Source organism: Microcoleus sp. Pol11C2 (assembly GCF_036701505.1).
Lineage (GTDB): Bacteria > Cyanobacteriota > Cyanobacteriia > Cyanobacteriales > Microcoleaceae > Microcoleus.
This window is the reverse complement of record NZ_JAUBQX010000051.1, coordinates 1-14,558: the sequence shown is the minus strand read 5'-3', so window position 1 is coordinate 14,558 and position 14,558 is coordinate 1. Positions and strand designations below refer to the sequence as shown.

The window sequence follows — 14,558 nt, the reverse complement described above, 5'->3', positions numbered from 1 at the left end:
GCAATCAACCGTCCTTGACCAAATCCACTACTACAATCTAGGCAGACGAATCTTGTTCAAAATGTCTTGCAGCCGTTCTGAAACGCCGCCCAATTGTTCTGACAAAGCTACAAGTTTGCCGTAAGCTTCAACTAAACGATCGCCCTCAACGTAAACTTCTGGAGTAGGATAATTCTTCATCGCTTCCAGCAGTGTAATCTCGTTATCATTAGTGGCCGATAGCACCAAAGCCTCGCGCAAAGCTTCTCGATTTGCATCCCCAGAAGGAGTGCGAATTACCTGACCCACTTCATCGAGAATTATTTCCCCAACCTTACTGTTAAGCGTGCGATCCAAAAAGCTTTGACTGACTTTTACAGGTCTCATCAGACTGTTGCGAACCGCTTCCGGGTCTTTTTTTGCTTTTCCCAGCAGCATTTCTAACCCGGGCGACATTTTCCCAGTTTCGGCAAAAATTTCTAATTCGCTGACGGGTAAAGTCATTCGGATCGCACTGTATTTTAGCACTACCTTTTCGGCAGCCGCCGCAGCATTGCTGTAAAATACAATTCCCGCGCCTGCTGCCAAAAAAAATGTCCACCGCCCTTTGAAAAAGGATCGACCCATAGTAAAATCTCCCAACATCTTTTTCTACTTCGACTTTGACACATTTCATTACTTACTGCACAGGCTAAGGTCTTCGGGAAATACCAAATTATTTGATCGCCCCCGCACTTATACCATTTTAGATTTTAGATTTTAGAATTGCGAATGAGTGATGACGATCGTGGTTTCGATCACAAGTCTACAGTTGGATGATTTTTGGGAACTGGTATTACCTATATCGGATGCTAGGCAAAAAACTCGGTTCAGAGCACTTGTACCGGCCTCTCTGTAGGCGGTACACACCCTACTGATAACACTCAACCATTCAGTTTTGCGACCACGATTCAACAGTCAACCGTCAATACTCAACAGTCAACAGTCAAGAATCACCGACGCTGCAACCGAAATTGATATGATTCTCTCTCCCAAGCTCCTGATCCTAGCAAAATGCCGAACGCCAGCTATTCTATCAGTGAAGGCTGGCGCTGGGCTTAAATTTATTTAATATATTTAGGGTCTTTATGAAAGCTGACCCCAATTGAACGAATTACAAGCGGTTTATGATTAGGGCCTTTAAATTTGCTGACCCCAATTGAAGCCACATCATTATCATTACAGGGATCGCTGGCAAACCAGGATTTCATAATAATTTCTTTATATTTCTAACTTTTCCTTGCATCAGATAGATTTTTGTCTCGATTTGTAAATTTTTATTACTTCGACTTCGGGGATCGGCCCTCGGCGCGCTGCTCCCAGCGAAACAGGAACACCATCAGGGCCACCACTCCGACTTGGAGGGCAAAATTAGGCAAAGCAGAACCAATTTCCCGGCCCGAGGCAATTTTAGCGAGGAAAACCAAGCCGCCGATAAAGCCTGAAGCGCCACAAGCTACGTAAACAAACTGTCGCAAAGGCCGGTAGGGAGTGGCCATTTCTGCGGTTAAACGCTCGTATTGTTGGCGGCTGAGGTTGCGCGGGTTTTTTGGGATGTTTGTGCGATCGTCCGAATTTGGGGCTGGCATAGATTTAGGAAATAAGTAAATTAGGATTGGGCCACAAAAACCCGGTTTCTACCAAAAACCCTCTGGCTGAGGTGGCAACTACTGCCGAAAAACCGCGTTTTTGGTACTGTGGGCGTAATTCGAGTGAATATTAGACTACAACAAATATCTCACAACTGCCGAAATAAATCACCGCTGAATCCAAACCACAACTGTCTGCAAACAGCCGACAAAAACACCCAAAATCCCTCCTAAATTTACAATTCCCTGCAACTCGCTTTGGACAATTCCCTGAATAGCTAACTCCAACTCTTCAGGAGAAGTACCTTTTACTCGATCGACAATCACTTGGTCGATATTCAAAATCGGGATAGCCTGAGCTACAATATTTTCTAAATCCCGCTCTAAATAGCGCTCTAAAACCAAAGCCAGTTCTTGGCTGACAATCCCGAGGGAAGCGCTCATCACCGCTGAAGTTTGCAATCGATTGAGAAGCAACCGCGAAATATTTTCCCAATCAATAGATTTGCTCAACCCCTCAAGTACGTCTGTACCGCGCTGTTGAACGTAGCTGCGAACGCTGTCGCGCATAGTTTTTCGCAACTGTCTCACAGTCGAAACCGGTAAATTTTGCATCGACAAATTTTGCAGCCATTCCTGAATTCGGCCGCGAATCCCCAAAGAAATAGTTAACTCTGCTAAGCGCTGATTTGTCGCTTCTCTGTCATCAAGACAAAAAGTCCGCAGCCGAGTTAAAGTGTTCCGCAAACCAAACAAATTTGCTACTACCCAATAAGTGCCGCTGGTTTTTTCTCGAAACCCTTCATCTATGATCGAAATATTGCGATCCGTCAAAAAGTCAATTAAAGCCTGCCGCAGCACTTCCGGCGGTATTACTACCTGCAACAACCACTCAGCAAGCTGAGCCGCCTGAGCTTCCGTTAGCTGAATCTCCAGCAAAACTTGATCGAAAATTTGATTAAGCTGAGCTTCTAAAAAATCTTCCCGGCGCGCCAAAACTTTGAGAATTCGCGGCATAGATTCCCCCAGCAAATCTCGCAGAATGTTTGCGAGAATTTTAGCGGTTTTTTGCTCGGCGTCAGCTTTTACCTGATCCAGCGCCAACTGCAACAGCCAGAGAATTATCGACTGCATCCGCTCAGTTTGCAGGAGGCGGCGCGCTAAGTTTTGCAGCTCCTGTGGCGTCAGCAGCGAACCCATAATTGTGTCGGAAATTCGCTTTGCCAAGCGCTCTTGGTTGCGGGGGATCAAGCCTGGAGTGAAAGGCAACTTCCGCCCTTTGATGTAAATAGCTCGATAGGGGCGGAAAAGCATTTTGATAGCTATATCGTTAGTGAAATAGCCAATAATTCCTCCCACTACAGGTGGGGCCAACAACAGCCAAATTTCAGACGGATTCATAAATGATTAAAAATAGGGTAAGGTGCACAGGGATCGGTGCACCCTATAGTTAGATAGCCGATCTAGACTGCAAGCATTTTTAATTTTAAATTGCTTTGGCCAGTACCAATACTCCCATCATAGCGCCGGCAATGGGGTAGTGGGTGGCGGCAGCAAATCCGGCTTTGTTGGCGATCGCGACTTGCTCCTGGCCGATCGGGAATTTTTCTAAACTAGGATTAATGTAAGCATATTCTTGAGTCATGCCAAATTGCTGAGCAATGGGCACTACGAGACTGTCTAAATAAAACTGCTGAAAGCTCCGCATTAGGGAATTGCTGGGGCGGTGGAGGTCGAGAATAGCTGCTTTGGCACCGGGTTTGAGAACGCGGTGCAATTCCTGAAGACTGCGGGGGATGTCAGTCACGTTACGCAGGCCGTAACCCATTGTGGCGCAGTCGAAGTAATTGTCAGCAAAAGGCAAGTCTAGGGCGTCAGCTTCTACCCAGGAAATGGGACTTACAGGGGTGAGAAAAGGTCGATCGCGCCTGGCAGCCACAGCCAATTGTTCGGCGGAAAAATCTACTCCAAATACGCAACCGGTCGGCCCTGCTTGTTTAGCCAGCAACAAAGCTAGATCCCCGCTACCGCAGCACAAATCTAAACAAGTATTTCCGGGACCCGCACTGCTCCATTTCACGGCCATTTGCTTCCAAATCCGGTGTTGCCCAAAGCTCAACCAGTCGTTCAATTGGTTGTAAACTGGTGCAATTCGATTAAATATAGTTTTAATTTGTTCGGCGTTATTAGTCATCGGTCATTTGTCATTGGTGATTGATAATTTGTAATTAGTCAGCCGGAAAAAACAATTAATCCGTGCATTCATGTCATGCTGTCGCCAGTCATTAATGCTTTTTTATTTGTTAGCGAGGGCTGAGCTTTTGTCAAAACTCATTGGTTTGCTATCATTTTAAACTCAAGACTTAGAGGCGACTAAGGACTAATGACTGATGACTCATGACTGATGACTAATGACCCTGAAAACTCGTCAATACCAAAGCAACTTCTTGAGCGGCGAGGTGAACTGTTGTGAGTTCGTCTGGGCGCAGGGAACAAGGCTGCTTCCACTGCATGGAAATCAGGGCGATCGATCGACCTTTGTGAATCACCGGGATGGTCAGGTGAGCTTGAATGCCGGATTTCTGATAGTGAGGCAGACTCGCTAGGTTTGTGTCGAGTCCAATATTCACAGCACCCTGAATAGTTTGAGAGGTAATTGCTTCTCGAACCAGAGGATCATCTGCCAGCCAATTTTCCACAGGTGAACCAGTGGTGTGACAGCCTTGGAGTGGCATTAAAACATTTCCGTCCACCAGTTGTAAAATGCAATAGTCCGCCAAAAAATTATCACTTATAGCAGTAGCAATTGGGTCTAAACTTGCTTCCAAACTCGGATAATCCACAGCCGTTTGCATGATTGTTGCTAACAGTTGTATTTGATTTTGGGCGCGATCCAATTCCTCAGTCCGCTGCTTGAGAATTTCATAAGTCTCGGCCGCCTTTTGCACCACCATTTTCAGTTCGTTCGGGTCCCAAGGCTTGGTGATATACTTGTAAACCTGTCCTGAGTTAATCGCATCCACCAAGTCTTCAATGTCCGTAAAACCAGTCAAGATAATTCTGACCGTATTCGGAAACTGCGGCACGGTTTTGCTCAAAAACTCCGTCCCCTTCATTTCGGGCATCCGCTGGTCGGAAATGATGACGGCGACCTCGCCTTCGATGCCGAGGACTTCCAAGGCGCGAATTCCGCTCTCAGCTTTGAGCACGTTAAAATCTCGTCGGAAAGTGCGGTAGAGTAAATCCAGATTGTCTGGTTCGTCGTCTACTACCAGCATTTTGGGCTTTTTCGGTCTGTGTAGGGTCATGAGCTGGCGTTTAATTTGATCTAGCTCTGAAATGGCATTATCCATAACAATACGATAAACTCCCCTTTGTAAATTTAGGCGAGCAACTATTCTGTAACAATAGTCTCATAACTCACTTACTATTAATCTATCGCTCTGCCGCGACACGAGCCTTGCCGGTATCCAATCACACATAACTTAGCGCTAGTTTTTGATTCAATTATGACTGATAGACCGCAAGATTCATCCTCTCCTGCATCTGCATCCTCCACAAATGCTGTGGATGCCGAAAAGTTAATTCGATCGCTCCGCCGAAAAGAAGGCACTTGGGTAGAGTGGGGACAGGCCTGCACAGCACTGCTAAAAGCTGGCTACAACTCTCAAAGGATTTTTGAAGAAACAGGTTTTGAGCCAATTCAGCAAAATCAAGTGAGCGTCGCAGCCCAAGTTTACACCAGCATGGTAAATGCTGGGGCTTCCGAGGAAGTTCGATCGCACTTTTTGGGCAAAGGTAGCGATATCTTATACGAGTTTCGGATTCTCTCTCAAGTAGAGCGGGCCGGGGCGGCTGCTTTGATGCTAACCCACAATTTGGATGTTGACGATGCTCGCCAAGTTGCTAAAGCCATCAAGGAGTTTTCGCACTTCGGGAGTCTCCCCCAAGGGTTCACAGACACTCCCGGCGATGCTATGGCTTACCAATGCTGGCAATTGGCGAGACAGAAAAGCGATTTGCAAGAGCGATCGCGCTTAATTGCTCGCGGTTTAAAATTAGCTAGCAGCCAAACCGCTAGGGCGCAAATCGAGCAGTTGCTCGTCGATTTTACCGTAGTTCCGAGACGGGAAGCGCCCCGCCTGCCCGTCTACAGGCTCGATACCGAGGAACAATTGCCCCGCATTGTCCCGGTTGTGGGCAAATTGCCGCTTTCTACGACAGATTTGCTGGCAGTGCCTTTGCCGGAGGAAATCGAGCCGTTCCGAATGGTAAAATTTTCCGGAGCCGGAGCTTGGGTGGCGATTCCCGGATGGCAAGTAATTTTGAACGCTGAAGATCCGGTGGCTGTTTTGGAAATGAGCGATAGATTGCCGGTACCGCTGCAAGGCAAAGTTGAAGAAGTTTTGATTATTGCCGATCGAGCTCAAAGACAGTGGGATGCTGAGAGTTATTTCCTCGCAGATAACGGGGGCAATTTAGAATTGTACTGGTTTGAACAATCCCCGGATATTCCTATTTTGGGGCGAGTTGTTCTGGTGATGCGTCCCAAAAAGATTGTGGATGAAGACTATACCAAAGATGGATGGCAAATTGATGATTAGTCAGTTGTCAGTTGTTAGTGGTTAGTTGTTAGTTGTTGTCAGTTGTCAGTTGTTAGGTATCAGTTGTTAGTTGTTATCAGCCAACAGCCAACAGTCAACAGCCAACAGTCAACTGTCAACTGTCAACTGACTAATGACTACTGAGGCGGTTTCGGTTCTGGAGTTGTCGGATCAGAATGCTGTTTCTTAAATCGATTAAGGCCGTAAACCGCAGCCGCAATTAACAGAAAATAAGGACTGTAAGCCAACAGCCAAATACCCAAAGCAAACAAACCGAGCGTCAATTCACCCACCGAATGAGTCGCTTTCCCCCAAGTTTCCTGCACGCGCAAACCTAGAGAAGGTTCGGGAGTTTGTTGAGCCGATACTGCGGCTTCTAGAGTTAAGCTAATAGTCGAATAGGCTACTTGATTTCGCAAACTTTTTAACTGAGCGTCAATACGTTCGATCGACTCCCGAATATTGCTCAACTCCTGAGCAGCTTTGAGCACGTCGCCGACAGATCCCGATCGCTCCATAATTTTTAACACCATTTCCTCGGATTTGCGGAGGTTCCGCAGCCTAGCCTCATTGTCAACTAATTGATCGGTAACATCCTCAGCCGTCAGAGCACGGTTCTCTACAGTTCCGAGTTTTGCCAAAGCCTCTAAAGTAGTTTCTAACCGTTCTTGAGGCACGCGAATCTCCACAGACGCCGTTTGGCGGACACTCGAATCCGGTGGCTTTTGATTTTGGAAACCCAAGATATCGCCTTGCTGTTTTTCGACAATATTAGTAACAGATTTAGTGCTGGCGTCAATAGATTTGACAACTACACTGAGTTGGGCTTTTTTAATCAGTTGGGGACGGGTTGCTGGAGTTTCTGCTGCTTTTTTTGATCCACCAGGAGTTTTTGACCTTTGGGCTGCTGGCTCGGGTGCTGGTGCCGATTGTGGAGCCGATGCCGTAACTTGGTTTTCATGGCTGCTGGATGAACCTGCGCCGCCTGGAGCGCTGCTGGACGTTTGAGCTCCTCCGCAGCTAGGCAAAGCAATTGTTGAAGATAAAGTTAAGAATATCGCCACAGCAAAACGAGTTGTGCTTTTGTTGGCTGGGTTTGGGTTTGGCTTGGGCGGCGGGGAATTGATTTTGAGGTGAGTTTTCATTTGGGTGACTCCTCTAAAAAAGGCTTGGGTATTGAATTTTATGCTGGTTTCAATTTAAGCTTCAATAGATAGTGTTAGTTTAGCCGATACCGAAATGGAAACGGTAGAGGTTGAATACTTTGGGATTTTTAACCGCAGATAAACGCAGATGAACGCAGATGAAAGCCAATAAATATCGGTGTGATGACCGAAAACAATTGGGTCACAAGTCCCCGGATTCATCCGTGGAGCGATAAAAAAGCTCCTCGCTCCTGATCGCCAGCGCCCGGATTTCTCAGCGGGGTCGCTTTCTTCAATTCTTTAATCTAAAATCTAAGATCTAAAATCGATTGACGGTTTGGGTTCTGGCCATACGCGATCGCAACTAAAGCAACTCGGTTTCTGATACCGTTTGAAAAGGCTGAACCCCACAAATATTTTTCTAATCTAAAATCTAAAATCTAAAATCTAAAATCTAAAATCGAATGACAGATGAATTTGATACTGATTTTATGCGATCGACAACCCAGATCGATCGCCCGGATGTAGCCTCAGCGCTTTCAGAATCAGGGTTTGCCGCAGTTTTGCGAGAACAAGCTTGCCTTAAAATTCGCGAAAGCTTGCGTGCGGGGCAGCAGGACATGGCGGATTGGCAAGGCGGCCCCCTTGCTGTTTCGGCGGTTCCGGGGGCCGGGAAGTCTACGGGAATGGCTGCTGCGTCGGCAATTGCGATCGCCCGCAACCAGCTTCACAGCCGCCGCCAGTTAATTGTCGTGACATTTACGCGATCGGCTGCTGCTAATATTAAAGCTAAAATTCGGGAAAGATTGGCAGAATTGTCTTTATCTCAAGGCGGTTTTGCGGTGCACACTTTGCACGGTTTAGCTTTGAATATTGCGATGCGCCATCCCGATTTGTCTGGTTTAAATTTAGAAAATTCAACCTTAGTTACTCCCACTCAAAGTCACCGATTAATTCGCACCTGTGTAGAACTTTGGATTGCCGAAAATCCCCGCCGATATCAAGTTTTGTTGGAAGGACAGCAATTCGACGGAGAGGAAACGGAGAGGCTGCGGCGACAATCGGTTTTGCGGACAGAAATTTTGCCGCAGGTAGCTAAAACTGTGATTCACGAGGCGAAATCTTCCGGTTTATTTCCCGAACAGTTGTTAGAAATGAGCGCTCTTGATACTGGGGACGGTTATGAGATTTTAGCCGTAGCTGGGGGTTTATATCAAAAATATCAGGCTTTGTTGAGGAGTCGGGAATTCATCGATTACGACGAGATGATTTTAGCCGCTTTGCGGGTGTTGGAAAATCCGAGGGCGAGGGCGATCGAGCAAAAGCAAGTATTTGCTGTTTTCGAGGACGAAGCGCAGGATTCTACACCTTTGCAGACTCGGCTTTTGGAAACATTGGCGATCGATCCCGATCATCCTACTTTACCTCCCAATTTTATCAGAGTTGGCGACCCAAATCAAGCGATTAATTCTACTTTCACTCCCGCCGATCCGATTTATTTTAACCAATTTTGCGATCGGTGCGAAGTAGAGAATAACTTAGCGACAATGGACGGCGCAGGTCGCAGCACCCAGGTGATTATCGATGCGGCTAACTTTATGTTGCAATGGGTAAATAGCTCGAAATTAGCGGGAACCGAACAGCCTTTTCGCGACCAAACTATTAAGCCAGTACCCAGCCATGACCCGCAGCAGAATGCAAATCCTGCCCCCATTGGTCGCGGCTTAGAATTGCATACTCCCCGCGATATTTACCATACAATTGAGTTAATTGGCAAGCGGGTAATTGAGTTGGTAGAGGAATTTTTACCGACCGATTTTGAATTTAGCAGGGATGGCAAAGATATCGATTCAGGGGGAGAAGCGAGCGATGGGGAAAATAGTGCCAAATTGCCGTTAGAAAATCTGAAATCGATGGCTATTTTGGTGCGGGAAAACAAACAAGGTAAGTTTATCAAAGAAGTGCTGGAAAATCCTCAAAAACACGGATTAAGCTTTGATTTGCGGAAATACGGGATTAAAATTGAGGATGTGGGAGAGCGGGACAGACATTCTCAAGTACCTTGGGAAATCTTAACACTGCTGCAATTCCTCGATCGCCCGCACTCTCCAGATTACCTGAAAGCAGCCTTAAAGATTTTGAGCGATCGGCAACTGATCCCCAAACAAGACTACAATGCTTTTGCGACTAGCCCCGAGCAATTTCTTTACCCAGGCCCCCTAGACCCGCAGCAGTCAGACCCGGTTCGCAAATGCCGCTATTTTTGCTGCGGTTTGCTGCAAGCTAGCTTAGAACTGCCACCCTACCAAATTATTTCATTCTTAGCCTTAGCGCTGCAATACGACCAAACAGAATTAGCCACCGCCGACAAATTAGCAGAACGAGTAGCAATCCAAACAGCCGGCAACAATTCAATGCGTAATATTTTGGATGTACTAAGCGAAATTGTCAGTTCCGAAAGATTTGAACCTGTGGATGCAGACGACAAAATAGAAGAACGCTATACCAGCAAAGGTCAACTAACAATTATTACCATGCACAAAGCTAAAGGATTGGATTGGGATTGCGTATTTTTGCCGTTTCTGCACGAACAAACCATCCCCGGAAATTTGCGAGTTTTGCCACAAACCCGATTTTTAGGAGATTTCACTTTAGCAGAGGTAGCGAGAGCACAAATTAGAGCAAGTTTGCACGAAAAATATCCTTTACCAAATCTAGGCGAAGCCTGGGAACAAGCAGGTTATTTGAAGACAGCAGAAGAGTTTCGACTGCTGTATGTGGCGATGACGCGAGCAAAAAGCTTGCTGTGGATGGCGGCGGAGAAGAAAGGGCCTTTTACTTGGAACAAACCGGAGAATTTGCAAGAGCAAAAACCTTGTCCGGTAATGCCTGTTTTGAAGCAGAGATTTCCGAGTAATGCGATATAAAATTAAGTAAGAAGTATAGCAATCTTTGCAGGAGTCGTAAACTTTTTAGGAGTGCTATATAAATTTCATATATTTATCGAAACTCTTTCTTTATCTAATACGCAATTCTCAAGTATGCTGATTGTTTTAATGTGGCTGCTAAGCGGTAAATTTGCTCATAATTCAGGTTACTCCGATTACTCAAAAATAAATATTTGCTGCCTCTACCTGTAATTCCTATTGCTAGACTATCTCTCGTTGCGGCCCTTAGCTCAAAATGGTGTTTCTGCCTGTAGGTATAACTTTTCTCCCAACTGCGGATGCTCAAAAGAAAGTTCCCGCGCGTGCAGGTGTAGCCGCTTCGCAGCAGCCCGATATCCGTAAAGCCGATCGCCCAAAATAGGTATCCCCAACCCTCGAACATCCGCTGCATGAACCCTTAATTGATGCGTGCGTCCCGTCAGCGGCAAAAACTCGACGCGATCGCAATTTCCCTCCCTCGCCATTACCTGAAAGCGAGTAACACTGGGTTTTCCGCACTCCCAATTGACTTGCTGGTAAGGGCGATTTTCTGGATCGCCCCAAAGAGGGAGATCGATCGTCCCCGCATCAATTTTTACAGTACCCGAAAGCACCGCTTCATAAACTTTGTGAACCTGCTTTGTTTCAAATTGCTGCCTGAGCTGACTGCTAGTTTCTTTGTCCCGCGCCAATAGCAAAATCCCAGATGTTTCCCCATCTAAACGATGCACAACTGTCAAATTAAAACTATCCGGTAACAAGTTACGCAAACGACTAAAAACACTATCTTGATTTTCCAAATAACGACCGGGAACTGACAGCAAGCCAGAGGGTTTATTGACAGCGATTAACCATTTGTCTTCATAAATAATCGGTAGCATTTGCGTAACGGGCAAGATGCCCGTTCCACAAGAAAAATTATTCCTTGTGCGGTGGGCTTCTAGCCCGCCCGTAAAACCCTCATTTATATTAGAAACAATCTGATTTTGAGCCAATCCTGACAGCAAAAAACCCATCAAGGGCTGGCACCGATCGCCACAAGCACCATAAAATTCTCCCTGTATCTTATCCCCCGATGGCGGCCCCCACCAAAACTCAGCCATTGCCAGCGGTTTCAGATTGTGTACTGCCGCGTAGTGGAGCAATTTTGGCGCGCAACAGTCGCCGGTGCCAGTGGGAATAGAATTGGTTGGCATCAATGAGGAGAGCGAGATCGATTTTCCCAAAAAATTCACCAGAGTGTAAGCCGCGTGCATTTGTGTCTGAAGTTCGCGGGAAAGTTCTTTTCGCCGCTGTTTCAGCGCCCGCATCCGCTCATCTGCAGCTTCAATTAATTGTTTTAGCGGCTGCAATGTTTCATCCCGCTGCCGTTTTAATTGCCTGCGTTCCATTTTCTCCAAACGGCTTTCTTGATTCAGTTGTTCCAGGGCAATTTCTAGTGTTTCTGCTGCGAGAGTTTGACACAGTAACTGGCGTTTTTCATCTCGCTGCTGCTTGGAATTGCGGTGCCGAGCGCTCAAAACTTGCAATTGCACTTCAAACTCCCGAAATAAGGCTTCATACTCTTGTCGCTGCGGGAGTTGATTCAGTGCAATAAGTTCCTGTTTCATCGCCTCCAATTGAGTTAACGTGCGGGCTTCCTCAAAAGCAACTCGATCTCGTCCCGGAATCGGTGGCACCCAGCCCTCAACAATGCTGCAACCGTTCAGCAGCCCGGAAAATGCTTTGAGTATCCCCTGTTCCCCCGAAGGCATCTCCACCAGTAATACGCCGTACATCTTGCCCTCGCGATCGTAGGCATCGTCAGCAGCAAGGTACTGCATCAAACCCCGGGCGAGCTCCTCGGACATTCGAGTACGCGGCAGTCTCAGCAGCTCGCCACTTTGAGGACAACGGCCTTCGTACCAATAATTAGGGCGCGAGTCGATCGACTCCCGATCGCAGTCAGTGAAATCTAAAAGCGTGTGCAACTCTAGCATCTTAAATTTGGTTTTAAACCTGAATTAGGGCATATGTGCTTGTCTCCTCGATGCTTTCGGTCAATCGAAAATCGAAAATCGACTGACCGTATCTTACAGCGGTGTACCGAAAGTGGGAAGGGTGCATAATTTTATACCTACTTGAATTAAGTAAAAATGATTTGTCGCACCAAGCCTGATATGCTAAATTTGTTTCAAAACAGCAGCGATATTAAGAAAAGCATAAGTTAATATATAAGACCGCAAGCTTGTTATCCCACTAAATTTTTATGTGAAAGGCGTATGCCAGACCTCTCGACTTCGGCTACAGAAAACTCCTCAAACCCCCAGCCAGCGCTGCTGCCGCCGATTTTAAGAATTTTTGCAGCATTTCCAGATTACGATCGGGGCAATAGATTGTACGCCGCAGGAAGGTACGAAGCGGCAGTTCTTTGCTACGGAAAAGCCGTTCAAATTAAGCCGGACTGGGCCCGGGCGTGGCTGAATCTGGGCAAAGCTTACAAGCAACTGCACTCCTACGCAGAAACCGTAGCCTGCGCCGATCGAGCTACAGCAATTAATCCCGAAGAATACTGGGCTTGGATGCTGCGCGGCACAGGGCTGTTAAGTTTGCAAAATCACTCAGAAGCGCTCGCGGCTTTCGACACCGCAATTCAAATCAATTCAGAAAAGCACGAAGCTTGGTATCAGCGAGGCCGAGTTTTAGAGGAATTGCAGCAGTGGGATGCAGCCGCAACCTGTTACAAAAAAGCAACCCAACTTCATCCGAATTTGCCCGCCATGTGGTACCGGCAAGGTAACGTGTTGGTTCAAGCGGAGCGCTATCCTGAAGCCGTGGCCGCTTTCGAGCGCGCGCTGAAACTCGTCCCCACTAATTGGGAAGCTTGGCTGAACCGAGGTTTGGCTTTGATGAAAGCCGAACGCTACGCTGAAGCTGTAACTTCTTACGATCGCGCCATTCAACTGCAACCACAAAATAGTCTGGCTTGGTTCAATCGGGGCATTGCTTCCGCAAAACTGCACAAATATGCAGAAGCAGTGACAGCATACGATCGCGTACTGCAAATGCAGCCCAACGACTGCGAAGCTTGGTTTTATAAAGGAATGGCCCTCAAACACCAGTGGGCAGACGCGGCAATTGCTTGTTTCGATCGGGCAATTCAAATTAATTCTTTTTATCCCGAAGCATGGATCGGGCGCGGTCAAACACTGTCAGAATCGAGAGATTTTGAAGGGGCGATCGCAGCTTTTGACCAAGCCGTTCAAATTAATCCGAATTTTCCCGAAGCTTGGCTCGGTAGAGGCATCGCCCTGGCAGGATTGGAACGCTACAAAGAGGCAATTATCGCTTACAGCAATGCCCTACAAATTGAAGGTAATTTTCTAGAAGCTTGGAACTTGCGAGGCGAAGCTCTGGAAAAATTACAGCAATACGAAGAAGCGATCGCCTGTTTTGATAAAGTAATCTCTCTGACTTCAGAAGCAGAAATTACATCAAAAGTAGGGTTGCAGCAAGGCGCAGCGCTGGAAAAATTGCAGCGTTACGAAGAAGCCGTCGCAGCTTACAACCGCGTACTAAAAATCGTGCCAGACAATTTTGAAGCTTGGTTGAAACGCGGCAACGCTTTGTTTAAATTGCAGCAGTACGAACAAGCTCTAGCATCATACGATCGAGCAATTACTGTCTGGCCGGACAACTATCAAGGCTGGGTACAGCGAGGTTTGATCCTAGGGGAAATGCAGAATTATTCCCAAGCACTCATCGCTTTTGACCAAGTGATTCAACTCAAGCCAGACAACTGGGAAGCTTGGGCGCAGCGGGGTGACGTTTTGCAAAAATTGCAGCGAACTCAAGATGCTATTAGCTCTTACGGAGTCGCCCTCGAAATCAAACCCGATTACTACGAAGCTCTAGTAAGTCGAGAAGAATTGAGACTCAAGGGCGCGATGTCAGGAAAGTGGTAAGGGGAAATGGACGCATAGTTTTGAAATTGCTTTGTTCCTCGTAATACCGCGCTGGGGTAAAGTTTGAGCTATTTAACTTAAAACTAAAAAAACTTCCCTCTTCTCTCTTCCTCTGCGTTCTCTGCGCCCTCTGCGGTTAATAAAAAAATCTAATTCCCCAAACAATTAGTATTGCTAGATCCGCGTGAATATCCTGATCATAATTAATGATATTCTTTCCGTTAAAATAACCTTTGTCAAGTTGAAAACCCACGTATAGCAATCCTAAATCATTATCAAGACTAGGATACAATTATATGCAATACTTGATTGTGACAATAAAAAGATGAAT

10 protein-coding genes are annotated in these 14,558 nt (G+C 46.6%); 3 read left to right on the top strand and 7 right to left on the bottom strand.

Annotation, left to right across the window (positions count from 1 at the left end; all coding sequences use genetic code 11):
• Positions 1 to 30: 30 nt before the first annotated feature.
• The 5 genes from QUA42_RS22525 to QUA42_RS22505 form a co-directional block, all read right to left on the bottom strand.
• Entirely contained in the window at positions 31 to 606 is a 576-nt protein-coding gene (locus tag QUA42_RS22525) for an alpha/beta hydrolase (RefSeq protein ID WP_333140224.1), read from the bottom strand.
• 692 nt (positions 607 to 1,298) lie between these two features.
• Complete coding sequence (locus QUA42_RS22520) at positions 1,299 to 1,607, bottom strand: DUF3493 domain-containing protein (protein WP_333057719.1); 309 nt, start codon at positions 1,605 to 1,607, stop codon at positions 1,299 to 1,301.
• A 168-nt stretch (positions 1,608 to 1,775) separates the two neighbouring features.
• Positions 1,776 to 3,008: a DUF445 family protein gene (locus QUA42_RS22515; RefSeq protein ID WP_333140222.1), complete on the bottom strand. Its 1,233-nt coding sequence runs from the start codon at positions 3,006 to 3,008 to the stop codon at positions 1,776 to 1,778.
• Positions 3,009 to 3,093: 85 nt separating this feature from the next.
• Positions 3,094 to 3,801 (bottom strand): bifunctional demethylmenaquinone methyltransferase/2-methoxy-6-polyprenyl-1,4-benzoquinol methylase UbiE, encoded by a 708-nt coding sequence (ubiE, locus tag QUA42_RS22510; protein WP_333140220.1) that lies wholly within the window; start codon positions 3,799 to 3,801, stop codon positions 3,094 to 3,096.
• 214 nt (positions 3,802 to 4,015) lie between these two features.
• Positions 4,016 to 4,960: a response regulator gene (locus tag QUA42_RS22505; RefSeq protein ID WP_333040938.1), complete on the bottom strand. Its 945-nt coding sequence runs from the start codon at positions 4,958 to 4,960 to the stop codon at positions 4,016 to 4,018.
• 156 nt (positions 4,961 to 5,116) lie between these two features.
• Here QUA42_RS22505 and QUA42_RS22500 point away from each other — a divergent pair, with 156 nt between their 5' ends.
• Positions 5,117 to 6,211 (top strand): RuBisCO accumulation factor 1, encoded by a 1,095-nt coding sequence (locus tag QUA42_RS22500; RefSeq protein ID WP_333140218.1) that lies wholly within the window; start codon positions 5,117 to 5,119, stop codon positions 6,209 to 6,211.
• 137 nt (positions 6,212 to 6,348) lie between these two features.
• Here QUA42_RS22500 and QUA42_RS22495 read toward each other — a convergent pair whose 3' ends face one another.
• The gene (locus QUA42_RS22495) at positions 6,349 to 7,356 is read right to left on the bottom strand and encodes a DUF4349 domain-containing protein (protein WP_333140216.1); all 1,008 of its coding nucleotides are present in this window, start codon (positions 7,354 to 7,356) and stop codon (positions 6,349 to 6,351) included.
• Positions 7,357 to 7,820: 464 nt separating this feature from the next.
• On the opposite strand from QUA42_RS22495, the gene QUA42_RS22490 reads away from it, so the two are divergent.
• On the top strand, positions 7,821 to 10,283 hold the full coding sequence (locus QUA42_RS22490) for an ATP-dependent helicase (RefSeq protein ID WP_333140214.1): 2,463 nt from the start codon (positions 7,821 to 7,823) through the stop codon (positions 10,281 to 10,283).
• A gap of 251 nt (positions 10,284 to 10,534) precedes the next feature.
• Here the strand turns inward: QUA42_RS22490 and QUA42_RS22485 are convergent, their stop codons facing one another.
• Complete coding sequence (locus QUA42_RS22485; RefSeq protein WP_333140212.1) at positions 10,535 to 12,262, bottom strand: pseudouridine synthase; 1,728 nt, start codon at positions 12,260 to 12,262, stop codon at positions 10,535 to 10,537.
• A gap of 282 nt (positions 12,263 to 12,544) precedes the next feature.
• Here QUA42_RS22485 and QUA42_RS22480 point away from each other — a divergent pair, with 282 nt between their 5' ends.
• Positions 12,545 to 14,227 carry a tetratricopeptide repeat protein gene (locus tag QUA42_RS22480; protein WP_333140210.1) on the top strand — a complete coding sequence of 561 codons (1,683 nt, stop codon included), beginning with the start codon at positions 12,545 to 12,547 and terminating at the stop codon, positions 14,225 to 14,227.
• Positions 14,228 to 14,558: the final 331 nt, after the last annotated feature.